This is a genomic window from Oscillibacter sp. (assembly GCF_032018205.1).
Classification (GTDB): Bacteria; Bacillota; Clostridia; order Oscillospirales; family Oscillospiraceae; genus Oscillibacter.
Map to the genome: position 1 here is coordinate 1 of NZ_DALZOY010000020.1, position 22593 is coordinate 22593.

A 22593-nucleotide genomic window follows, 5' to 3' on the forward strand; every position below is an offset into this window, starting at 1 on the left:
AGGTGATGGATTTGGAGGACGCGGTGCGCGTGCTGTGGAAGGCGGGGATTTACGCCGAAAGCGGCATGGGCTGCACAGGCCCGCTCGTCATGATGAGCGAGGCCAACAGTGAGCGGTCTATGGAACTTCTGAGAAAAGCCGGCTACGTGGGCTGAGGGGGAAGAAAATGAAAGTCAACGACCTGATTGAAAAGTGCGAGAAGGAGTTAAGCTGGGATGATTTGGTAGACCTTGTGGCGAACCACAACCGGCAGGTGGATTTACTTTTCGTCGAAAAGCAGACCGACGAGGACGGCTATCTCACATGGGACTCGGAAAACTGGACCTCAGTGGACGGCAAGCGGTTTATTCGCAGCTATTCTTTGGAGGGCCGGGCCCTGTCCGACTATTCCGGGTACAACAAGTACGACATGTTGGGCTACTTTCAGCCCGAATCGGCAAAAGAGGTGCGGCTGAACTAAAGCCGCAGATCAGGGAGGACGGCACAAGCCGTCCTCCTTTTTTGCGGAGCGGCAGACCGGAAAAAGGGGAGGATATGGGAAATGCCGTGCGTCCGGGAATTTTCCGGATACATTTCATATTTTCACTTGCATGATGGGGAAAAAGCATATATAATACAATCGATTGTAGATTTATGTCTACCATCCCAGAAAAATGGAAATTCCGGCGGTCCTGCCGGATCGGAGCGAGGTGCGTATATGATCCGTCTGAAGGACGTGGAAATGGAATATGACAACGGCACGCAGGCCATCCGGGGCATTACACTCACCATCGAGGACGGCGAGTTCATCTTTTTGGTTGGGCCCTCCGGCGCGGGTAAATCGACGATTATCAAGCTGCTTACGGGGGAGGTGGAGCCTACTCGGGGCCGGGTGATGATCAACGGGTTTTCCGTCAGCAATATCACCGATAAGCAACTGCCCCTGATGCGGCGGACCGTGGGTGTGATTTTTCAGGATTTCCGCCTGATTGAGAAGAAAACGGTGTATGACAATCTGGCGTTTGTCATGCGGGCTGTGGGCATGGGGGAGAAGGAGCTGCGCAAACGGATTCCCTATGTATTGAAGCTGGTGGGGCTGGATGAAAAGGCTTCCCATTTCCCCACCGAGCTTTCCGGCGGCGAGCAGCAGCGGGTTGCCATCGCCCGGGCGCTGGTGAACAACCCCACCACCATTATTGCAGACGAGCCCACCGGCAATCTGGACCCGGACCGGTCGCTGGAGCTAATGCGGCTGTTGGTAAAAATTAACACATTGGGGACCACCGTGGTGGTGGTTACCCACGAAAAGGATCTGGTGGACCGCTTTGAAAAGCGTGTTATCACCATCGACGGCGGCCGTATCATCAACGATTCCGTAGGGCGCTATGTGGGAGGACATATCCATGGGAAGGCATAATTTCCGCTATTTTTTCCACGAGGGCGTTTCCAATATGTTCAGCCATGGATTTATGTCCTTTGCGGCCGTGGGCGTCACCGTGGCCTGCCTTTTGATTATGGGTACATTTTCTCTGGTGGCGGTGAATGCCAACCAGCAGCTTCGGGATATGGAGCGGGACAACGAAATCCTCGCGTATGTGGACGAGAGCTACACCACCCAGCAGGCCCGGCTGCTCCAAAGCAAGATTGAGGCCCAGCCGAACGTGGCCTCCGCCACCTTCATCACGAAGGAAGAGGCCACCAAGAATTTTCAGGAGAAATACACCGACGAGTCGGCGTTTCAGGATCTGGACCCGGAGATTTTCCGGGACCGGTTTGCCGTGAAAACCGTGGACATCCGGCTGACGGGAGAGACGAAGGACGCCGTGGAGAAGGTGGAGGGCATTGCGGAAGTCACTGCCTACGAGGAGTTTTCCGACGGGCTGATTACCGTGCGGAACATCGCCACGGTGGTGTGCGTGACACTGATTGTGATTTTGCTGGTGGTGTCCGTGTTCATCATGTCCAACACTATCAAGCTCACCACCTTTGACCGGCGGGAGGAAATTGCCATCATGCGCATGGTGGGCGCTACCAACGGTTTTATCCGCTGGCCCTTTGTATACGAGGGCTTTATGCTGGGCATCACCGGCGCGGTCGCGGCCTTCCTGCTGCAATGGACGCTGTATGAGGCCGTGGCCCGGGGAGTGGAGAGCAGCGATACGCTTCAGCTTATCAACGTGATGAGCTTTGGGGAGCTTTGGCTCCCTGTGGCGGCCACGTTTTTGGTGGCCGGAATTGTCGTGGGCGTGGGAGGCAGTCTGTCCGCCATCCGGCGGTTTTTACAGGTGTAAACCGTGCCTTACGAAACATGCGGAAGGGTGGAACATTGATGAGACGGATGAAGCGCCTCACGGCGGGCTTGATGGCTCTTTTGGTAATCTGCACTGCGGTGCTGCTGCCCCAGCCTGCGGCCGCCGTGAAGCAGGCGGATATCGACGCACTGAAAACCAGCGCCACCGATTTGAACAAGCAGAAAAAGGAATTGAAGGCAAAGCTTTCGGCTCTGTCCAATGATAAGGCGCAGGTCATGAAGAAGAAGGAGCTGCTGGATCAGCAGATTGCCGTGCAGGTAAAGGAAATCGGCAACGTGGAGACGCAGATTTCCACCTATGCCGACCTGATTACCCAGACTCAGGCGGAGCTGGCCGACGCGCAGGAGCGGGAAGCTGCTCAGTACGAGTTATTCTGCCGCCGGGTGCGGGCCATGGAGGAGGGGGGAACCGTTAGCTATTGGTCCGTCCTCTTTAAGGCCGACAGCCTTACGGACCTTCTGGACCGGCTGAACGCAGTGAATGAGATTATGTATGCGGATCAGGCGGTGATTGACCAGCTCAAGGCCCTTCAGGAGGAAATTTCGGAGAAGGAAGCGCAGCTTACCGCGTCCAAAGCCGACGCGGAAGCAGCAAAGAAAGAGCTTGTAGCCAAGAAATCCGAACTGGAGGCCCAGCGTACGGAGGCCAACGACCTCATTCGCCAGCTTGCCAGCGACCAGAACGAGACGGAGGCCGAGATCGACGGTCTTGCAGAGGAGCAGGAGTCCATCCAGAAAGAAATTCAAGAGCTGAGCCGCAAGCTTGCGGCGGAGCAGGCCGCAGCCAACGGAGGAAAGCCCTCCAACGCAGCTCTTGGCGGCTACATCTGGCCGGTGGACAGCCGGTATATCACCTCCACCTTTGGCGGACGTTCGTCTCCGGGGGGCATCGGCTCCACAAACCACAAGGGAATTGACATCGGACGTGTGGGCTATACCACCACCATCCACGCCGCCAAGGCAGGAACCGTGATCGTGGCCCAGCGCTCCAGCTCCTACGGCAATTACGTGGTCATTTCCCACGGCGGAGGCAACACCACCCTGTATGCCCATATGAGCAGCCTTGGAACTACCTCCGGGTCTTATGTGAATCAAGGCGATTCCATCGGCGTCACCGGCTCCACCGGCAACTCCACCGGGCCGCACCTCCACTTTGAGATTTCAGAGAACGGCGTGCGCATCAATCCACTGAATTATCTCACCGGTTATTCTCTCTCCCGCTGATTTCTCAGCATAAGAAGCCCTCCTGTCCCATAGAAATGGGACGGGAGGGCTTTTGCGCCTGCCGAAGCGATTTGCTCCGGCACGGAAGGGTCGCTCCGAGTTTCCCACGGGAGGGCAGGGAGGTTGACATGATTGGATTTGTGGCATGGACGGAGGAAAAAGCGCCCCGCCGGGCGGGTGAATCTGCGATTTTACGAATGCGGTTTCTGGAGGTGCGGCTACTTCGCCGGAAAAATACTCCGGCTGCCGTTTTGCGCCGCAGGGCGGCGGGGGCCGCGAAAAAGCTTCAAAAAGTGGGCGTTACCCGTGCGGTATTTCCGGAGGCGTTTCCCTATGAGGCAATTTTTGCGAAATACGGTGTGCTTCCCGTGGAAGTGACGCGCCTATACCGCAGTATCGCCGGGGAGTGGCTTCGGGCTGAACTTGCAAGCAGGGAAATTTCAGGGGCAACCAGAGTGGCGGTGTGCGCCGACTATCTTACGGGAGAACTGGTCCGGGCGGTGACGGAACTGAGTCTGCGCTACCGTTATGTGCTGCTGGACATTCCGGACGGCGGGGAAGAGCTGGCCCGCCAGCTTCGGCGGGAATTTGGCGTGTCGCTGTTGCTGCGTCCCGCCCCGGCGCAGTTGGAAGCGGCAGAAGCACTGCTGCTGTTCGCGCCCAGACCGGAGCTGCACTGCGCAGTGACCTTGCCGCTGTACGACGGCGCGCCGATCCCCGCGTATGTGACTCTAAACGTCCCAGTTCAGGCAGAACGGATGCCCCATGGCTGCCGCCGGGACCAGTTGTTTGCCGCTTTATGTTCTGCCGGCGCGCTGCGTGCGGAGCAGATTGAAGTGCGGGTGAGCTGACCGTCCGCCCGGTTGGAGCAGGGACCGGCGCCAACCGGGCGAGGCCTGTCGCATTTTGATGCAGCCGGGATTTTTCCTGGCTTTTCAGTGGCGTTAGAGCGGCAAAAAACCCGGTTTTGGCGCAAAATCGTTGACTTGAATTGTTTGACGGCGTATGATATACTCACTTTCACATCAAAATCCGGGGCCTACCTATTTAATGTATCGGCTGCCCGTTTTGAAATTTGAGGGAGAGGAGCGGGGCCGTGGAGCGAATTTCAAGCAGAAAAAACCCTCTCTGCCTGAAGCTGAAAAAGCTGGCGGCAGACGGCGCGTTTCGCCGGGAGACAGGCCTCTTCCTCTGCGACAGTCCAAAGCTTGTGGAGGAGGCTCTCCGCTGGGCAGACGAGACGGTGGACACCGTGGTGACCACACCGGGGCGGGTCTTGGATGGCCTGCCGCCCTCCGTCCGGACAGTGGAGGTGACGGAGGCCGTGATGGAATCCATCGCCCCCAGCAAAACGCCCCAGGGCGTATTGGCCATTTGCCGAATGCGGGAGACGGCCCTGCCCGAAACGCTGGATGGCAGGCGCTACGTGGTGCTGGACGGGGTGCAGGACCCCGGTAACGTGGGCACCATTCTCCGCACGGCGGACGCCTTTTGGGCGGACGGGCTGTTTCTGGTGAACGGCTGCGCCGACCTCTACCATCCTAAAACTCTGCGGGCCGGCATGGGCGCGGCGTTCCGCTGCCCGGTGTGGACCTGCGGCGCGGCGGAAGTCGCCGCACTGCTGAATAAAAGCGGCATTCCGCTTTACGGCGCGGCTCTGCAATCGGACACGCGGGACATTCGGGATTTGGACTATACCCGTGCCGCCGCCGCCATCGGCAGCGAGGGCCGAGGCCTTTCTCAGGAAATGCTTGCCCTTTGCACCGCCACGGTAAAAATCCCCATGAATGAGCGCTGCGAGTCCCTGAATGCGGCGGCGGCCGCCGCCGCGCTGCTGTGGGAGATGGCCCGGGGCCGGGGATAGAGGAGGGACGGACATGTCCATGCTGAAATACTGGGTCTGGCTTTCCCGGCTGGAAGGCGTCGGCAGTCAGACGAAGCTCTCACTTCTGGAGCGCTTTCCCACGCCGGAGGATATTTACTGCGCCGACCGGGATGAGCTGTTGCTTACGGAGGGGATCTCCCGCCGTGAAGCGGAGGTTTTGGGGAAGAAGGATTTGGCGGAAGCGGACCGGATTCTGGCGGACTGTGAGCGTCTGGGCCTGCATTTGCTGACGCTTCATGACGCCGCTTATCCCGTCCGCCTGCGCAGTATTTACGACCCGCCTTGCCTTTTGTACATCCGGGGCAGGCTTCCCGCGGTGGACGAGCTGCCCGCCGTTGCCGTGGTGGGGACGCGGAAGGCTTCGCCCTATGGCATCCGCTGTGCGGAGGATTTGTCCTTCGGCCTTGCGGAGGCAGGAGCGGTGGTGGTCACGGGCTTGGCCCGTGGCATCGACTCCGTGGCCGCGCAGGGCGCACTTCGGGCGGGCGGCTCGGTCATCGGTGTACTGGGCGGCGGAATCGACGTGATTTACCCAAGGGAAAACGGGTGGCTGTATGAAGACGTGGCGGCTGCGGGCTGTCTTGTTTCCGAGTATCCGCCGGGTGCGGAGACGCTGCCCGGTCATTTTCCCATCCGCAACCGCATGATCTCCGGCCTGAGCGTGGCCGCACTGGTGGTGGAAGCCCCGACTCGCAGCGGCGCGCTGATTACCGCCGGAATGGCACTGGATCAGGGGCGGGACGTATTTGCCGTCCCCGGTCCCATTTACGCGGAAAACAGCAAAGGCTGCAACCGCCTGATACGGGACGGAGCTATGGTTGCGGCGGAGCCGTGGGACATTCTGCGGGAGTATGAGGCGCTGTTTCCGGGTAAACTGCGCGGGCAGACCCGCGCCGCCGCACCGCCGCCCCCGGAAAAGCAGCCGGGACAGCCCGTAGAGGCGGCGATTCCCGCCTTGCCCGCCCTCTCCGTCAAAGACGCGGGACTGACCGACGATCAGATTCTGATTTTGCAGACGCTGACGGAGGAGCCCATGGCGGTGGACGATTTGGCGGAGCTGACGGAGCTGCCCGTGCGGCGGGTGCTCTCAGCCCTGACTATGCTGGAAATCGACGGATTTGTAACCCAGCGGGAGGGCAAGCGGTATGTCCGCGCCGTGACCCTCATCCCATAAATTTTTAATCACAACTCAACTCCCGCAAAGTTTTGGAGGTAACTATGGCAAAGCAGAGCCTGGTCATCGTGGAATCTCCCGCGAAGGCCAAGACCATTGAAAAATATCTGGGAAAGGATTTCCGCGTAAAGGCGTCCATGGGCCATCTGCGGGATCTGCCCAAGAGTACGCTGGGCGTGGACGTGGAGCGGGATTTTGACCCGGTGTACCAGCCCATCAAGGGCAAGGAGGACATCATCGGCGACTTGAAAAAGTCCGCCAAGTCCGCCGACACCGTATATCTCGCAACCGACCCCGACCGGGAGGGCGAAGCGATTTCATGGCACTTAAAGCAGCTTTTGAACCTGCCGGATGAAAAGACTCGCCGGGTGACCTTTAACGAGATTACTAAAAAGGTGGTGCAGGAGTCCATCCAGCGGCCCCGGGACATCGACCAGAATCTGGTGGATGCCCAGCAGGCCCGGCGCATTCTGGACCGCATCGTGGGCTATCAGCTCAGTCCCCTTTTGTGGAAGAAAATCCGCCGGGGTCTTTCCGCCGGGCGGGTCCAGTCCGTGGCAACCCGGATGGTGGACGACCGGGAGCGGGAGATCGAGGCATTTCAGCCTGAGGAATACTGGACGCTGGACGCGTTTTTACGCACCGACGACGGAAAGAAGACCGAATTTACCGCCCATTACCACGGCAGAGACGGCAAGAAGGTCGAGCTGAAGTCCGCGGACGAAGTGGAGTCCGTGGTGGAGGAGACGAAGAGTCAGGCATTTGCGGTCAAGTCCGTGAAGCGGACGGATAAGCAGCGCAGCCCCTCTCCGCCGTTTACCACCTCCACCCTCCAGCAGGACGCGTCCCGGAAGCTGAGCATGACCCCCCGGCGCACCATGGCCATTGCCCAGCAGCTCTATGAGGGCGTGGACATCGCGGGCGAGGGCGCGGTGGGCCTGATCACCTATATGAGAACCGATTCTCTGCGCATCAGCGAGGAAGCGCAGGCAGCCGCCAAGAGCTTCATTCTCAGCCGGTACGGAAAAGAATACTACCCCGCGCAGGTTCGCCACTATAAGGCCAAGGCCAACGCACAGGACGCGCATGAAGCCATCCGTCCCAGCAGCGTGGAGCTGACACCGGAGCAGGTGAAGGGCGACCTCACCGGGGAGCAGTATCGGCTATACAAGCTGATTTGGAGCCGCTTTTTGGCAAGCCAGATGGAAAACGCCGTGTACGACAGCGTGTCCGTGGACATTGCCGCCGGAGAGCACATCTTCCGCGCCACCGCCTCGGGCCTGAAATTCGCGGGTTACACCGCCGTTTACGAAGAGGGTAAGGACGAGGAGAAGGAAGAAAAGGAATCTCCCCTGCCTGCCCTGCGGGAGGGAGAGGCATTGGGCCTGAAGGAGTTCCGCAGGGATCAGCACTTCACCCAGCCCCCCGCCCACTATACCGACGCAACGCTGATTCGCGCCATGGAGGAGCAGGGCATCGGTCGCCCTTCCACCTACGCGCCCACCGTTTCCACCATCCTTGACCGGGAATACGTGGTGAAGGAGGGGAAATACCTCAAAATCACCAACCTTGGCCGGGTGGTGACGGATTTGATGAAGCAGCGCTTTTCCGACATTGCGGACTTGCAGTTTACCGCCCACATGGAGCGGAAGCTGGACTCTGTGGAGGAGGGAATGACCCCGTGGAAGGGCGTTTTGCGGGAATTTTACGGCGATTTTGAACAGAGCCTGAAAGACGCGGAAACAGCGCTTGAAGGGACCCGTATCAAGGTGCCCGACGAAGTGAGCGAGGAAATCTGCCCCGAATGCGGGCGAAATCTGGTGGTAAAGTCCGGGCGGTTCGGGCGGTTTTTGGCATGCCCGGGCTATCCCGATTGCAGCTTCACCATGCCGCTGGTGGTGGTGATGCCGGGCCGCTGCCCCAAGTGTGGCGGGCGGATTATGAAGCGCTCCGGCGTGAGTAAGAAGTCTGGCAAGCAGTATAATTACTATTGCTGCGAGCACCGCAGCGCCAAGGATGAAGCCGCCAAGTGCGACTTTATGACATGGGACGTGCCGGTGAAGGACGACTGCCCCGTGTGCGGGCAGACCATGTTCAAGCGGTCCGGGCGGGGCTATAAGCGGCCCTATTGCGTCAACCCCGCCTGCTCCAACTTCCTGCCGGAGGACCAGCGGGGCTATCCCAAGAAAACTGCCGACGAGGGCGGAGAGTCTGCCGGGAAAGCTGCGGACGCCGAAAAGAAACCCGCCGCGAAGAAACCGGCTGCAAAAGCAGCCGCAAAAAAGCCTGCGGCAAAGAAAACGGCGGCAAAGAAAACGGCGGCTAAGAAAACAACCGCTAAAAAGCCCGCCTCCAAAAAGACGGCGGCCGGAACTGCTGCCGCCAAAAAGAAGGCCCCGGCGAAAACCGCAAAAAAGCCGGTCGATCCGGCCGCTGAAACGGAAGAGACGGCGGAGAAAAAGACGGCTGTGAAAAAAGCGGCGACAAAGAAGCCTGCCGCGAAGGCGGCGAAAAAACCCGCCGGGAAAAAGGCCGTCTCCGACGAAGAAATCTGATTTGCCCCGCGCCATATCGGCGCGAAGCGCCCCACGCGGGGGCCGGGCATGCGAAAGGACACACGTATGAACGTATCGGTCATCGGAGCGGGCCTTGCTGGGAGCGAAGCCGCCTGGCAGCTGGCCCGCCGGGGCGCCCATGTGACGCTTTTGGAGATGAAGCCGCAAAAGAAAAATCCTGCCCATGTGACGGACGATTTCGCGGAGCTGTGCTGCTCCAATTCCCTGCGCAGCGACCAGTTGGAAAACGCCGCGGGTCTTTTGAAGGAAGAACTGCGGCGGCTGGGGTCGCTGGTGATTGCCTGCGCCGACGAAACCCGGGTGGAGGCAGGCGGTGCGCTGGCGGTGGACCGTCAGGGCTTTTCCGCGCTGGTGACAGAACGGATTAAGGCGTGTCCCAATATCACCGTGGTTCCCGGCGAGGTGACGGAGCTGCCGGAGGGCGAGGTACTGGTTGCCTCCGGCCCCCTGACCTCCGACGCGCTGGCAGAGCGCCTGCAATTGCTTCTGGGCACGGACACCGCTCTGCATTTTTACGATGCTGCCGCGCCACTGATTTCAGCGGACAGCGTGGATATGGACCGCGCGTGGCTGGGGTCCCGGTATGGGAAGGGTTCGGCGGATTATGTCAACTGCCCTATGACGAAAGAGGAGTACGACGCGTTCTGGCAGGCCCTTACCGCCGCCGAGGAGGTGCCGGTTCACGGGTTCGAGGACCAGAAGGTGTTTGAGGGCTGTATGCCCGTGGAGGTCATGGCCCGCCGGGGGCATGACACGCTGCTTTATGGGCCGCTGAAGCCACGGGGGCTGGACGATCCCCGCACGGGGCGCTGGCCCTATGCGGTGGTGCAGCTTCGCCGGGACAATGCCGACGGCAGCGTTTACAATCTGGTGGGATTTCAGACCCATTTGAAGTTTCCGGAGCAGAAGCGGGTGTTTTCCATGATTCCCGCTTTGCATCGCGCGGAGTTTTTGCGCTACGGCGTGATGCACCGCAATACATTTTTGGACTCGCCCCGCCTGCTGGATCGGTATTATCGGCTGAAAAAGGAGCCGCGTGTTACATTTTCCGGGCAGATGACCGGGGTGGAGGGCTATGTGGAGTCCTGCGCCAGCGGGTATCTGGCGGCGGTGGAGCTGACGCGCCGTCTGCGGGGGCTGCCGCCTTTGGACTTTCCCCGGGAAACCGCCATCGGCGCGCTGGGGCTGTACGTCTGCGACCAGTCGGTGGTCCGGTTCCAGCCCATGAACGTCAACTTCGGAATTATGCCGCCTTTGGACCATCGGGTCAAGGGGAAGCGGGATAAAAATACGGAGATTTCCCTCCGGTCGCTGAATATCATAGATGGCCTGCGGGAAGAGGCGCTCCGTTAGAGAGATTTTGCGCCCGCGGGCGCGGCGAAAGGGATGGCTGCATGAAAATCATCGTGGATGCAATGGGCGGGGACAACGCCCCGGTTGAAATTGTAAAGGGCGCGCTGGCGGCCCACAGGGCCTACGGCACAGAAATCGTGCTGGTGGGCCGGGCGGCGCAGGTGCTGGGGGCCGTGGAGGGCTGCGGCGAAAAAACCCTGCCTGCCGGGGTGCAGATTAAAGACGCGTCGGAGGTGGTGGAAATCGCCGACGACCCCGCAACAGCGTTTAAAAAGAAGAAGGACTCGTCCCTCACTGTGGGGCTGAACATGCTGAAGGAGGGGCTGGGAGACGGGTTTGTCTCTGCCGGGTCCACCGGGGCGCTTCTGGTCGGGGCGACGCTTGTGGTAAAGCGCATCCGGGGCGTGCGCCGGGCGGCGCTGTGCCCGCAGATTCCCGTGCTGGGGGGAAAGGCCGTGCTGTGCGACGCGGGGGCCAACGCGGAGTGCACGGCAGAGTATCTGCTGCAATTTGCGTTCCTTGGCAGTTTGTACGCCCAGAAGGTCATGGGTGTGGAGCGTCCCCGTGTGGGTCTTTTGAACATTGGCGCAGAGAGCGAAAAGGGCGACGCCCTGCGCCATGAAACTTATGCCGTGCTGGAGGAGACGGCCCGCGCGGGCCGTTTGAACTTCATCGGAAACATCGAGGCATCCGACGCTATGCTTGGCGGGGCGGACGTGATTGTGGCGGACGGTTTCACCGGAAATGTGATGCTTAAATCTCTGGAGGGGACGGCGAAGCTCATGTCCAAGGAGCTGAAAGGGCTGTTTCTGTCGGGAACCAAGACAAAGCTGGCCGCACTTTTGATGAAGGATAAGATGGCGGAATTCAAGCGGATGATGGACCCTGGCGAGGTGGGTGGAACGCCGTTTCTTGGCATTACCAAGCCGGTGATCAAGGCCCACGGCGGGTCCGACGCACGGGCAATCCAAAATGCGGTGCGCCGCGCGGCGGAATTTGCCGCAAGCGGGTTTATTGCCGATGTGGAGGCAAATGTTGCGCAGATGCAGATGGATCTGGCGTAAAAAATCTGATACCCTATTGACAGATATGCGGCGCTGCCGTATGATTACTCCAACAATTGTGACCTGAGGAGTGACTGGTATGTCGAATGAAGAGGTATTTCAGACAATGCGTGATCTGGTGGCCGAGCAATTTGCCAAAGAGGCCGACGAAGTAAGCATGGAGACTTCCTTTGAGGAGGATCTGGGCGCGGATTCCGTGGACCTGGTGGAGCTGGTGATGGCCATGGAAGAGGCGTTTGACGTGGGCGAAATTCAGGAGGACGATCTGAGCGAGCTGAAAACCGTGGGGGATGCTGTCCGCTATATCGCCGCAAAACTGAACAGATAAGAGAGGAAAACCCCGCTCCGAGCGGGGTTTCCTTTTGGGAGAGAGTGGGTGCGCTTTTATGAAGGAACTGGAGAAAAAATTGAATTATGCCTTTCGGACTTTGCCGCTGCTGGAGGAGGCGCTGACCCACAGCTCCTACGCCAACGAGCACCGGGGTCGGAAGATGAACAGCAACGAGCGGCTGGAGTTTCTGGGCGACTCGGTGCTGGGCTTTGTGACGGCTGAGTTTTTATTTTTGCAGCATCCTGACCTGCCGGAGGGGGACTTGACCCGCATCCGGGCGGCTTTGGTATGCGAGCAGAGCCTGTACGAGGTGGCGCGGAAGCTGGAGCTGGGCCGTTATCTGCGGCTGGGAAAGGGCGAGGAAGCCGGTGGGGGCCGGGAGCGGACCTCCATTTTGGCGGACGCCACCGAAGCGGTGTTTGCCGCCGTGTATCTGGACGGCGGGATTCAGGCGGCCTCCGCGCTGATTCACCGATGCCTTCTGGACGCAGAGTGTGAGGAAGCCGTGGAGGAACGGCGGCGGGACTTTAAGACGGAACTTCAGGAACTGATTCAGCGCAAGCCGGATCAGACCCTTGTCTACCGCATGGTGGCCGAGCGCGGCCCCGACCACGACAAGACTTTTGTGGCTGAGGTGCTGCTCAACGGCGCGGTGGCGGGCGAGGGCGGCGGCCACAGCAAGAAGGAGGCGGAGCAGTCCGCCGCCCGGGCCGCTTTAGAGAAGCTATAAAAGCCGGTTTTTGAAAACTGTGAAAAGAACATACGGGGCGGCGGGGGGACCCGCCGCCCCGGCTTGCCCAATGCCTCTGAAAAATTTCCGAAGCGTCTAGATGAGGATTTGGAGGGGTGGCAAAGAAGCGTCCAAGAAGTTCTCTGTGAATTCTCTGGATGCGACTGCCAAGACAAGGTGTAAATATGACTGGAATTTTTCGGACCGGCGTGGTATACTTATAATTCAAAATGGGCTTTCAGGCGGCGCATAAAAACGGCGCTCCGGAGAGTCGCCCTCCCGCGGGCAGCGCGGGAATTAGAAAGAAACGTACCCACACATAGAAGGAGAGTGAGCTTTTGTCACTGCTGACATCTGTCGTCCTGGGGCTGATTCAGGGCGTGTCGGAATTTCTGCCCATATCCAGCTCCGGCCATCTGGCCATCGCGGAATATTTGCTGGGAGAGGCGGGCATCGGAACCCCACCGGACTTTTTTGACGTGCTGCTGCATCTGGGTACGCTGGCCGCCGTATTTGCGGCCTATTGGGATGATATCAAGGCCATGGTACGGGAACTGTTCCTCGGAGTGGGGGATTTGGTTCACCGCACCACGCCCACGCCATTGCCTCCGGCCCGGCGGATGATTTTTCTGATTATCGTGGGAACCCTTCCGCTGTTCGCGGTGCTTCCCATGAAGGATTGGATTGAAGGATTGTCGGACAATATTTACGTTGTGGCGGGGGCCTTGCTGGTTACCGGTTGCCTGCTGTTCGCCAGCGACCGGGTGCGCCGGGGGCGCAAGGCCGAGCGCAGCGCCACCGTGCTGGATGTGCTGCTGGTGGGCGTTGCGCAGGCTGTGGCCACCTGCCCGGGGCTTTCCCGCTCGGGAACCACCATTTCCGCCGGATGCTGCCTTGGCTTCGAGCGGAAGTTCGCCGTTCGGTATTCCTTTCTGATGTCCATTCCCGCGGTGCTGGGGGCCAACATCCTGACATTGCGGGACGCGGTGAAAACCGGCGTTGTCTGGGCTGAGGTGCCGGTGTATCTGGCGGGTGTTCTGGTGGCGGCTCTGGTGGGATACGCCTGCATCCGTCTGCTGAAAATGATTGCCGATAAGGGCAAATTCGGCTGGTTTGCATATTACTGCTGGGCGGCGGGTCTTCTGACTCTGATTTTTATCTTTTTCAAAAACGCCACTGCCTAATTTCAAGACATTTACAAAAGACTGAGCAAAGGGAGGTACCAGTGTGGCCAGTACCACGACGAAAAGAAGCGGGGCGAAAAAATCCTCGGGAGGCCGGAAAAAACCGACCCAGACGGACAATCGGCCCATCCGCAGGGAGGTGGGTGGCACAGTCTGTCTCCTGCTGGCACTGTGCGCGGCGGTGAGCTATTTCGGAGCCGACGCCATTTTTATCGACTGGTTTGCCTTGCTGCTGAAGGGCCTGTTCGGCTACGGCTATTGGCTCTGCGCTCCGGCGCTGGTGCTGGCGGGTCTCATCCTGCTGATTCACCACGGGCGGCCCGTGACTCTGCGGACCATCTGTGCCCTGCTGCTGCCGCTCCTGTTTGGCTCTCTGGCCCACATGATCCTGCTGCGGGACGGCTACGAGCTTGTGAAGGGCATTTTGAAGCTGCTTTGGAGCTCCGGCGGGGCGCTTAAATCCGGTGGGGCAGTTTCGGGCCTTCTTGCCGTGGGAGCGGTGTCGGCCTTTTCAAAAGTTGCTTCTATTATGATTTTTGCGGTGTGCTTTCTTGTGGTGCTGATGGGCGCCCTGCGCATCACGCCCAAGAGCCTGATGGAAAAGCGCCGCAGCCGCCCCCGGTACGAGCCGGAACCGGAGCCTGCCCCCCGGCCTGCCCCCGCCATCCCTGCCGTTCCCTCCGAAGGGCCGGGAGAGAGAAGCGGCGCGCGCCGCTCCATTGACATTCCGCTGGACGGCGAGCAGCGCCCCGCACCGGAGAAAAAACCCGGCTTGATCCACGGCTTTTTCCGCCAAAAGTCCGATCAGCAGCTAACCCCCGACCAGCTTTTGACAGACGAAACGGCAAAGGCCGCAAAGCCGCATGCCCAGCCGGTACAGGTCCCGGCCCCGCTTCCTGCGGTGATACCGGAGCCCATTGCCGTGCCGGAACCGGCTGCCGCGCCCGCTGTGGCGGCGGTCTTTTCACCTGCACCCGCGCCGATCGCGCCCCCCACGCCTGCTCCTGCGACTGAAAAACCCGGCTCCGCTGCCAAGGAGGTAGCCGCAGCCACCGCCGAGGTCACGGCCCAGATTGAAGACGCTCTGTCTTCCGGCGAGGGAGCCTATCAGTTCCCGCCCATCACTCTGCTGGATGAAAACCGGGGCGGCGACTTTACGGAGGCAGGAGCCGAGCTGCGAAACAACGCCCGCCGTCTTGGCGAGACGCTGAAAAGCTTCGGCGTGGAGGCCACGCCGGGCGAGGTGGTCCACGGGCCTACCGTCACCCGGTATGAATTTGTGCTGGATCAAGGGGTTAAGCTTTCCAAAATCACCAATTTGGCGGATGACATCGCTCTGGCTCTGGGAGCCTCAGGCGTGCGGATCGCGCCCATTCCGGATAAAATTTCCGTGGTTGGCATCGAGGTGCCAAACCGACATGTCTCTTCTGTTCTGATCCGGGACGTAGTGGAGTCAGGCACCTTTGTGAATCACAAATCCGCCGTGGCCTTCTCCGTGGGCAAGGACATCGGGGGACACTGCATCGTGGGAGATATCGCAAGGCTGCCCCATGTGCTCATCGCCGGCACCACCGGTTCAGGCAAATCCGTCTGTACCAACTCACTCATCGTCAGCTTGATGTACAAGTCCAGCCCCGACGAGGTGCGCTTTATCATGGTGGACCCCAAAATGGTGGAGCTGGCCCCCTACAACGGCATTCCTCACCTGCTGATTCCCGTGGTGACGGACCCGAAAAAGGCCGCGGGCGCGCTCCAGTGGGCGGTATATGAGATGATGAAAAGGTATAAGCTTTTCTCTGAGAACAACGTAAAGGATTTGAAGGGGTACAACACGCTGGCTCGGACCAGTGAAGAACTGACCGCTCTGCCCTCCGTGGTGGTAGTCATCGACGAGCTGGCGGATTTGATGCTGGTGGCTGCCAAGGAGGTGGAGGAATCCATCTGCCGCGTGGCCCAGATGGGCCGCGCTGCCGGAATGCATCTGGTCATCGCCACCCAGCGCCCCTCCGCCGACGTGATCACCGGCATCATGAAGGCCAATATTCCCAGCCGCATTGCCTTCGCGGTTGCTTCGGCGCTGGAATCCCGCATCATTCTGGACACTCAGGGCGCGGAAAAGCTGGTGGGCCGAGGCGACATGCTGTATGCGCCTCTTGGCTCCGGCAAACCCACCCGGGTGCAGGGCTGCTTCATCAGCCCGGAGGAAATTGAACGGGTGGTGGAATTTGCCAAAGAGAGCGGTGAAGCCCATTACTCTGACGAGGTTATGCGGAAAATCGAAGAAAACGTGCAGGAGAAGGAGAAAACCACGGGCAGCAAGGGTGCGTCCGCAGCGGCGGATGCCGAAGACGAGGGAGACGAGCTGCTGCCTGCCGCCGTGGACGTGGTGCTGGAGACGGGACAGGCTTCCGTTTCCATGCTCCAGCGGAGGCTGAAGCTGGGCTATTCCCGGGCGGCACGTCTGGTGGACCAGATGGAGCAGCGGGGAATCGTGGGGCCCTTCGAGGGGTCCAAGCCCCGGCAGCTTCTAATCAGCAGGCAAACATGGCAGGAGCAGCAAATGGGCGGCGCAGCCTTGCCGCCTTCCGACGAGCCTCCCTTTGACGACGGGCCTGAGGAAGAGGACTGACGGCATAAAAGTCCGGCGGACGGGAAACGCTTCCGCTTCAAGGTAAGTTGACCAATTGTTAAAAATTGTACAATTAAAATGCAAAACCACAGCGGTGAACTGTGCAAAATGTTCTATGATCCGAAGGGCGGGAAAGGACAGGTAGCTGTTGACATCCCGGGCAAAGACGCATAGAATGAAAGAATCAGGAAAACTGAAGCGGTAATTGGAAAATGAAAAGGAGGTATCCCGTCATGAAGTTTTCGAGCAAGATCGAAAAGTGCGGTTTGTCCCCCATGCGGAAGTTCCACCCATTTGCGGTGGCGGCGGAAGCCAAAGGACGCAAAATCTACCACCTGAATATCGGCCAGCCGGACATTGAAACCCCAGCCGCTTTTTTTGACGCGGTAAAGGGCTTTACTCAGCCTGTTCTGGAGTATGCCCCCTCTCCCGGCGTTCCCTCGTTTTTGGAGGCTGTCCGTGGATATTATGCAAAGCTTGGTATCAAGCTGGCCACCGGCGACCTTTTGGCCGCTACCGGCGGCAGCGAGGCACTGGAGATGGTTTTGGAGTGCATTCTGGACGACGGAGACGAAATCCTGATTCCGGAGCCCTTCTATCCTAACTACAACACCTTCACCCGGGTTACCGGCGGTTTGATTCATCCCATCCCCACCACCCCGGAGGAGGGCTACCGCTATGCCGATCGAAGCAGAATCGAGGCGGAGATCAACGAGCATACCCGCGCTATTATGGTGACCAACCCCGGCAACCCCACCGGCGTGGTGCTGAGCCACGACGAGATGCGGCTGATTGTGGATATTGCCAAGGAACACAATCTGTTTGTCATCGGCGACGAGGTGTACCGCGAGTTTGTCTATGGCGGCGAGGGCCTTGCCACCATGCTGGAGTTTGAGGACGCGGCGGAGAACGTCATCGTTATCGACTCCGTATCTAAGCGGTTTTCCGCATGCGGCGCCCGTGTGGGCGTGCTCATTTCCCGCAATAAGGATCTGATGTCCCACGCGATGAAGTACTGTCAGGGCCGCCTGTGCTCCGCCACGTTGGATCAGGTGGGCGCAGCATCGCTGTACACCGTCGGACCGGATTACTTTGCTTCCGTGCGGGACGAGTATAAAAAGCGCCGCGACACTTGCATGGCGGGGCTTGCGAAAATCCCCGGCGTGGTGTGCGAGTGTCCCAAGGGCGCGTTTTACATCATGGCAAAACTCCCCGTAGATAACACCGATACCTTCCAGCAGTGGCTGCTGGAGGAATTTGAGGACAAGGGTGACACCGTGATGTTTGCCCCCGGCGAAGGGTTCTATGCCACCCCCGGCAAAGGCAAGGACGAAGTGCGGCTTGCCTATGTCCTGAAGCAAGCCGATCTGGAGCGGGCCATGGAGTTGTTGGCACTGGGCATTCAGGCATACAACGCCCGGTAATAGAAACTCAAAAGGCGCCGTTTTTGCGCCGACCATTCCGCATGACAAAGTCCAAATAAAAACCCGGGAGAGGCGTCTGCCGCTCCCGGGTTTATGTATATTGAAGCAGATGCGGCCACAAAAAACTCAAATATTTGAAAAAGAATGGACTATCTATGGAAAAGAGATGGGGCCATTGACGGGGGCGCGCAGGCCGGTCAATGCTGGTCCTACCGCTGCGTCAGAGGAAAGCCTCACGTATAATGACCCATTCGGGTCATGGCTGGTTTGTTTTTAAGAAATATGAAAGGAATGATTGTATTATGGCGGTTTTAGATCAACTGGAGCCGAAGAAGGTTTTTCAATTCTTTGAAGAAATGTGTGCAATTCCTCATGGCTCCGGCAATACAAAAGCGGTCAGCGACTGGTGCGCGGACTTTGCGAAAAAGCGGAGCCTTGAATACCATCAGGACGCGTCGAACAATATCATTATCATTAAAGAGGCTTCCTATGGGTATGAAAATGCGGAGCCAGTGATTCTTCAGGGCCATTTAGACATGGTCTGCGAAAAGGCTCCCGAGTGCGCCAAGGATATGGCGAAAGAGGGGCTGGATTTGGTCGTGGACGGTGATCTGATTTTGGCCAGAGGGACTACTTTGGGCGGCGACGACGGCATCGCCGTGGCATTGGCCATGGCGATTTTGGATGCGGATGATCTGGCTCATCCCCGGGTCGAGGCGGTATTTACCGTGGACGAGGAGATCGGGATGCTGGGCGCAGACGTGCTGGACGTGTCGCCGCTGAAGGGCAAAAGATTCCTGAACTTGGACTCCGAGGCCGAGGGCATCTTTACTGTAAGCTGCGCGGGGGGCAACATGACCAAATGCACAATTCCCGTTCAAAGAAGTGCCTTTGTCGGTTCTGCGCTCACCGTTACGGTAAGCGGACTGATCGGCAGCCATTCAGGGCAGGAAATCAACAAGGGTCGGGGCAATTCCAGCCTGCTGATGGGCCGTGTGCTGCTTGCCATGAGTCAGGCAACCGAGCTGCGTTTGGTGGCGGTGGACGGCGGGTTGAAGGACAACGCTATCCCACGGGAGACGACGGCCACGGTGCTGGCTGCCGACGAGGAGAAAGCCAGCGCCGCCGCGGCGCTGCTTGGTGAAGCGCTGAAAAATGAATATCACGTCACGGATAGGGACGTGACTCTGACGGTGACTTCCGCCAAGGCGGATCAGGCCCCCATGGATGCGGACTCCACCCGGCGCTGCGTGTGCTTCCTTAACTGTGCGCCCAACGGGATTCAGGCCATGAGCGCCGATATTCCCGGGCTGGTGCAGACCTCTTTAAATCTGGGCGTTCTCACCACACAGGAAAACGCCATGACCGCTTCTTTCTGCGTGCGCAGCAGCGTCGGCAGCCAGAAGGCGATGCTGAAGGCCCGTCTTAACTGCCTCACGGCAATGCTGGGCGGAAAGACGGAAGTCTCCGGGGAATACGACGCATGGGAGTATCGCGCCGAGTCTCCGCTGCGGGATTTGATGGTGGAGGTTTTTAAGGATCAGTACGGCAAGGAACCGAAAATCGAAGCCATCCACGCGGGCGTGGAGTGCGGCCTGTTCTGCGGCAAGCTGCCGGAGCTGGACTGCGTCTCCATTGGCCCCGACCTGAAAGACATCCACACCCCCAGAGAGAGACTGAGCATCTCCTCCACACGGCGTCTGTGGGGATTTGTGACCGAGGTACTGCGGAGAGCCAAATAAGGGCTTCTTGTCCACGGCTCTTTTTATTGGAGGCCGAAAAATCAAAAAGGGGAGAGAATCGGTTTTAGGCCGGTTCTCTCCCTTGATTGCTTTCATACGCCAACACCGCCGCCATACGGCCTCTAGGCTCGTACGGCCCAGCGCAGCTTAGCCGACCGCGCCCGTGGATTTTGAAAGCACTCCTGTGCAGAAGGGCGGAGCACTTCCTCCGCCACGGCGCTGTAAGCGCCCTCCCGCAGGTGCTGGCGAAACGCCTTTTTCACCATCCGGTCCTCGCCGGAATGGAAGGTCAGAATAGCCACGCGCCCACCGGGCTTTAAAACGCCGGGAAGCTTTTCAAGAAGGCTGTAAAGCGCTTCAAATTCGCCGTTCACGTCGATGCGCAGGGCCTGAAAAGTCCTCTGGCAGGATTTTTTGACCTCCTCCTCCCGCTCCCCAGCGGGGAGGAAGGAAAGGGCCTGCCCCACCAGCTCCGCAAGACGCTTTGTGGTGTCCACCGTCCCGCCCCGTCGAAGCTCGCCCAGCACGGTCCCCGCGATACGGGCGGCATAAGGCTCGTCGGCGTTTTCCTCAAGCAAGGCGGTCAGCTCCTCCTCGTCCAGCTCCCGCAGGCGCTGGGCGGCGGAAATGCCAGAGGTGGGGTCAAGGCGGAGGTCCAGAGGACCGTCGTATTTAAAGGTGAAGCCACGGGCAGGGTCGTCGATTTGCATGGAGGAAACACCTAAGTCCGCCAGAACAAAGTCGAAGGGAACGCCGGGCGCAACCTCGTCCAACTGAGAAAAATTTATCCGCCTAAGGGTGAAAAGATCCGGGCCAAAGCCCGCCGCTTCCAGCCGAAGGCGGGTTTTTTCAGACTCGATGGGGTCCACGTCGGTGGCGTACAGATGTCCCCGGCACTGAAGCTGTTCCAGAATTTTTCGGGAGTGGCCGCCATAGCCCAGCGTTGCGTCCAGCCCAGTCTGTCCAGGCTGAACATTCAGAAAATCCAGAATTTCTTCTACCATGATGGGAATGTGCATCCCGGCGGGGGTTTTCCCACTTTGGAGCACCTTTTCCACGTCGCCGCTGTATTTTTCAGGGTTCAGCTCCTTGTATTTTTCCCGGAAGCTCCGGGGATGAGTGCCCTGATAGCGCGGGCGGCGCTTGTGTTCCTGTTCCATGGAGCGGCTCCTTATTTATCTTTTGAGATGGCGGTTCATAGTCCGCCAACCTGCGCCGGTTCCGAACAAAATCATTTCGGAACGGCCGCGTTGAGGCTATCATAGCACAAAACCGGAAAAAAGAGAAGGGACAACCGATTTGCCGGGAAATTTCCAGAAAAACAGCGGATGTCGAATCGGCGGGGTTTTGGCACGGTGCGCACTTGTTTCTTCCGCAAAAATAAGCTATACTGTCCCTATCATTCAATCAGTATGAGAGGCTTAACCATGGAACTGTCTATTTCTCACCCTGCGCTGCTGGCTATTTCGGACGAAGACCCGAGCCGTTCGTTTTTTGGCGGCGCACAGGAGTGGTATTCCACCGAGTGGAGCCGCAGGGCGGGCTGTGGGCCTACCTGTGCGTCGAATATTCTGGCATATCTGGCTTTGACCCGTCCAGCGCTGTTGCCGCTGTACGGCTATGAAGGCATGGGTCGCGCCGATTTTGCCCGGCACATGGAGGATGTATACCCCCATCTTACCCCCGGAAGCGCGGGGCTGAACCGGGTGGAGCTGTTTTCGGACGGCGTTGTCGCATATGCCGGCGAGCGGGGGATTCTGCTGGAACCCCATGTCCTTGCGCTTCCCGGGCGCATGACGTGGGGACGTCCCGTCGTTTCCCGGCTGGCGGAGTTTATAAAAGCCGGATTGACGTCTGACTGCCCGGTGGGGTTTTTGAACCTGCACCGGGGCAAAGAGAAAAATCTGCAAAGCTGGCACTGGGTCACGATTGTAGGGGCGGAGCTTGGGGAAGATAAACTGATGGTCACCGTCTCCGATGAGGGGCGGCAGATTGAACTGGACTTGCGGCTGTGGTATCAGACCACCCCCATGCGCGGCGCTCTGGCGTATTTTACGGAAACCTCGGCTGCCGCTCCGCAGTTGGATACGGGTAATGCGAAAGATGCGAAAGCACCATGAGAGTGAGCGCAAATGACGTGAAAGAAAGCCGGATGCGTTGCCCCGCGCCGAGCCGGCGCGGGAAACCGATGCAACCATACAAATAGGAGACTGACATGGGCCTTACCACGGCAGAAAAAATAGAATCGGAAATTCGGCGGTTTCTTCAGGCAAAGCGCCCCATTTTGGTGGCGATTGACGGTCGATGCGCGGCGGGGAAGACCACGCTGGCAGAGGAACTGCGGGAGCTGTGCGGCTGCGGCGTGGTTCATATGGACCACTTTTTCCTGCCGCCCCAGCAGCGCACGGAGGAACGGCTGAACACGCCGGGCGGCAACGTGGACCGGGAGCGTGTTTTACAGGAGGCTTTGCTGCCCCTCAGTCGGGGGGAGGCGGTTTCTTACCGTCCCTATGATTGCAGGCTGCAAGCGCTTAAAGAGGCCGTTCAGGTGGCTCCCGGGCCGGTCACAGTAATCGAAGGAGCCTATGCCTGCCATCCGTCTCTGCGGGAATACTATGACCTGAAGGTATTTCTGACGGTGGAGAGGGAAGAGCAGCTTCGCCGCATCCGGCGGCGCAATGGCCCCGAGGCGGCCGTTCAGTTTCAAGAGCGGTGGATTCCTCTGGAAGAGCGGTATTTTGCGGCCTGCGGAGTTGAGGGCTGCTGCGACTTGTGGTTTGAAGCCCACAACGGAAAATAAGCGGGCCGCCGGAACCCCGGTGGCCTGCTTTTTGCTTGTGTAGGGTATGATTGTTAATGCCTGCGGCGTAAATTTTAAAAATGACATATACAGCTTTTGAGAAGCGAGGAAAACAGAATGCAAGTGAGAAGAGAGGACGAAAAAGAGACAGAAGGGGAGATAAATGGGAAGCGAAAAAGGCGAGGGC

19 protein-coding genes are annotated in these 22593 nt (G+C 59.1%); 18 read left to right on the forward strand and 1 reads right to left on the reverse strand.

What is annotated here, in order from left to right; translation table 11 throughout:
- The first annotated feature begins 166 nt into the window (after positions 1 to 166).
- The 16 genes from RTU96_RS13175 to RTU96_RS13250 all read left to right on the forward strand — a co-directional run bounded on the left by RTU96_RS13175 (position 167) and on the right by RTU96_RS13250 (position 19606).
- Positions 167 to 460: a hypothetical protein gene (locus RTU96_RS13175; protein WP_312637089.1), complete on the forward strand. Its 294-nt coding sequence runs from the start codon at positions 167 to 169 to the stop codon at positions 458 to 460.
- A gap of 237 nt (positions 461 to 697) precedes the next feature.
- Complete coding sequence (gene ftsE / locus RTU96_RS13180; RefSeq protein ID WP_293009220.1) at positions 698 to 1396, forward strand: cell division ATP-binding protein FtsE; 699 nt, start codon at positions 698 to 700, stop codon at positions 1394 to 1396.
- On the forward strand, positions 1383 to 2270 hold the full coding sequence (ftsX, locus tag RTU96_RS13185; protein ID WP_312637091.1) for a permease-like cell division protein FtsX: 888 nt from the start codon (positions 1383 to 1385) through the stop codon (positions 2268 to 2270). Before ftsE ends, ftsX begins: the two co-directional genes overlap by 14 nt.
- Before the next feature lie 38 nt (positions 2271 to 2308).
- Complete coding sequence (locus RTU96_RS13190; RefSeq protein WP_312637092.1) at positions 2309 to 3514, forward strand: peptidoglycan DD-metalloendopeptidase family protein; 1206 nt, start codon at positions 2309 to 2311, stop codon at positions 3512 to 3514.
- A gap of 128 nt (positions 3515 to 3642) precedes the next feature.
- On the forward strand, positions 3643 to 4365 hold the full coding sequence (locus tag RTU96_RS13195; RefSeq protein WP_312637093.1) for a hypothetical protein: 723 nt from the start codon (positions 3643 to 3645) through the stop codon (positions 4363 to 4365).
- Between the two features lie 245 nt (positions 4366 to 4610).
- Entirely contained in the window at positions 4611 to 5378 is a 768-nt protein-coding gene (locus RTU96_RS13200) for an RNA methyltransferase (RefSeq protein ID WP_312637094.1), read from the forward strand.
- A gap of 13 nt (positions 5379 to 5391) precedes the next feature.
- Positions 5392 to 6573, forward strand: a complete 1182-nt coding sequence (gene dprA / locus RTU96_RS13205) for a DNA-processing protein DprA (RefSeq protein ID WP_312637095.1) — start codon at positions 5392 to 5394, stop codon at positions 6571 to 6573.
- 44 nt (positions 6574 to 6617) lie between these two features.
- Complete coding sequence (topA, locus tag RTU96_RS13210; RefSeq protein WP_312637096.1) at positions 6618 to 9128, forward strand: type I DNA topoisomerase; 2511 nt, start codon at positions 6618 to 6620, stop codon at positions 9126 to 9128.
- A gap of 66 nt (positions 9129 to 9194) precedes the next feature.
- Positions 9195 to 10502: a methylenetetrahydrofolate--tRNA-(uracil(54)-C(5))-methyltransferase (FADH(2)-oxidizing) TrmFO gene (trmFO, locus tag RTU96_RS13215; protein WP_312637122.1), complete on the forward strand. Its 1308-nt coding sequence runs from the start codon at positions 9195 to 9197 to the stop codon at positions 10500 to 10502.
- A 41-nt stretch (positions 10503 to 10543) separates the two neighbouring features.
- On the forward strand, positions 10544 to 11566 hold the full coding sequence (gene plsX, locus RTU96_RS13220; protein WP_312637097.1) for a phosphate acyltransferase PlsX: 1023 nt from the start codon (positions 10544 to 10546) through the stop codon (positions 11564 to 11566).
- Positions 11567 to 11645: 79 nt separating this feature from the next.
- Positions 11646 to 11894: an acyl carrier protein gene (acpP, locus tag RTU96_RS13225; protein ID WP_293009202.1), complete on the forward strand. Its 249-nt coding sequence runs from the start codon at positions 11646 to 11648 to the stop codon at positions 11892 to 11894.
- 58 nt (positions 11895 to 11952) lie between these two features.
- Positions 11953 to 12627 (forward strand): ribonuclease III, encoded by a 675-nt coding sequence (gene rnc / locus RTU96_RS13230; RefSeq protein WP_294855520.1) that lies wholly within the window; start codon positions 11953 to 11955, stop codon positions 12625 to 12627.
- A gap of 338 nt (positions 12628 to 12965) precedes the next feature.
- The gene (locus RTU96_RS13235; RefSeq protein ID WP_312637099.1) at positions 12966 to 13811 is read left to right on the forward strand and encodes an undecaprenyl-diphosphate phosphatase; all 846 of its coding nucleotides are present in this window, start codon (positions 12966 to 12968) and stop codon (positions 13809 to 13811) included.
- Between the two features lie 43 nt (positions 13812 to 13854).
- On the forward strand, positions 13855 to 16440 hold the full coding sequence (locus RTU96_RS13240; protein ID WP_312637101.1) for a DNA translocase FtsK: 2586 nt from the start codon (positions 13855 to 13857) through the stop codon (positions 16438 to 16440).
- A gap of 233 nt (positions 16441 to 16673) precedes the next feature.
- Entirely contained in the window at positions 16674 to 17864 is a 1191-nt protein-coding gene (locus RTU96_RS13245) for a pyridoxal phosphate-dependent aminotransferase (protein ID WP_312637102.1), read from the forward strand.
- 302 nt (positions 17865 to 18166) lie between these two features.
- Positions 18167 to 19606, forward strand: coding sequence for an aminoacyl-histidine dipeptidase (locus tag RTU96_RS13250; RefSeq protein ID WP_312637103.1), 1440 nt, complete (start codon positions 18167 to 18169; stop codon positions 19604 to 19606).
- Positions 19607 to 19728: 122 nt separating this feature from the next.
- Here the strand turns inward: RTU96_RS13250 and rsmH are convergent, their stop codons facing one another.
- Positions 19729 to 20766 carry a 16S rRNA (cytosine(1402)-N(4))-methyltransferase RsmH gene (rsmH, locus tag RTU96_RS13255; protein WP_312637104.1) on the reverse strand — a complete coding sequence of 346 codons (1038 nt, stop codon included), beginning with the start codon at positions 20764 to 20766 and terminating at the stop codon, positions 19729 to 19731.
- 252 nt (positions 20767 to 21018) lie between these two features.
- Here rsmH and RTU96_RS13260 point away from each other — a divergent pair, with 252 nt between their 5' ends.
- Both RTU96_RS13260 and RTU96_RS13265 read left to right on the forward strand, forming a co-directional pair.
- Positions 21019 to 21726, forward strand: a complete 708-nt coding sequence (locus RTU96_RS13260; RefSeq protein ID WP_312637105.1) for a hypothetical protein — start codon at positions 21019 to 21021, stop codon at positions 21724 to 21726.
- Positions 21727 to 21821: 95 nt separating this feature from the next.
- On the forward strand, positions 21822 to 22406 hold the full coding sequence (locus RTU96_RS13265; RefSeq protein WP_312637106.1) for an AAA family ATPase: 585 nt from the start codon (positions 21822 to 21824) through the stop codon (positions 22404 to 22406).
- Positions 22407 to 22593: the final 187 nt, after the last annotated feature.

Bases quoted from the DNA above. Each gene is read 5' to 3' on its own strand.
- RTU96_RS13175 (WP_312637089.1), top strand. From the start codon at position 167: ATGAAAGTCAACGACCTGATTGAAAAGTGCGAGAAGGAGTTAAGCTGG.
- ftsE (WP_293009220.1), top strand. From the start codon at position 698: ATGATCCGTCTGAAGGACGTGGAAATGGAATATGACAACGGCACGCAG.
- ftsX (WP_312637091.1), top strand. From the start codon at position 1,383: ATGGGAAGGCATAATTTCCGCTATTTTTTCCACGAGGGCGTTTCCAAT.
- RTU96_RS13190 (WP_312637092.1), top strand. From the start codon at position 2,309: ATGAGACGGATGAAGCGCCTCACGGCGGGCTTGATGGCTCTTTTGGTA.
- RTU96_RS13195 (WP_312637093.1), top strand. From the start codon at position 3,643: ATGATTGGATTTGTGGCATGGACGGAGGAAAAAGCGCCCCGCCGGGCG.
- dprA (WP_312637095.1), top strand. From the start codon at position 5,392: ATGTCCATGCTGAAATACTGGGTCTGGCTTTCCCGGCTGGAAGGCGTC.
- topA (WP_312637096.1), top strand. From the start codon at position 6,618: ATGGCAAAGCAGAGCCTGGTCATCGTGGAATCTCCCGCGAAGGCCAAG.
- trmFO (WP_312637122.1), top strand. From the start codon at position 9,195: ATGAACGTATCGGTCATCGGAGCGGGCCTTGCTGGGAGCGAAGCCGCC.
- plsX (WP_312637097.1), top strand. From the start codon at position 10,544: ATGAAAATCATCGTGGATGCAATGGGCGGGGACAACGCCCCGGTTGAA.
- acpP (WP_293009202.1), top strand. From the start codon at position 11,646: ATGTCGAATGAAGAGGTATTTCAGACAATGCGTGATCTGGTGGCCGAG.
- rnc (WP_294855520.1), top strand. From the start codon at position 11,953: ATGAAGGAACTGGAGAAAAAATTGAATTATGCCTTTCGGACTTTGCCG.
- RTU96_RS13245 (WP_312637102.1), top strand. From the start codon at position 16,674: ATGAAGTTTTCGAGCAAGATCGAAAAGTGCGGTTTGTCCCCCATGCGG.
- RTU96_RS13250 (WP_312637103.1), top strand. From the start codon at position 18,167: ATGGCGGTTTTAGATCAACTGGAGCCGAAGAAGGTTTTTCAATTCTTT.
- rsmH (WP_312637104.1), bottom strand. From the start codon at position 20,766: ATGGAACAGGAACACAAGCGCCGCCCGCGCTATCAGGGCACTCATCCC.
- RTU96_RS13260 (WP_312637105.1), top strand. From the start codon at position 21,019: ATGAGAGGCTTAACCATGGAACTGTCTATTTCTCACCCTGCGCTGCTG.
- RTU96_RS13265 (WP_312637106.1), top strand. From the start codon at position 21,822: ATGGGCCTTACCACGGCAGAAAAAATAGAATCGGAAATTCGGCGGTTT.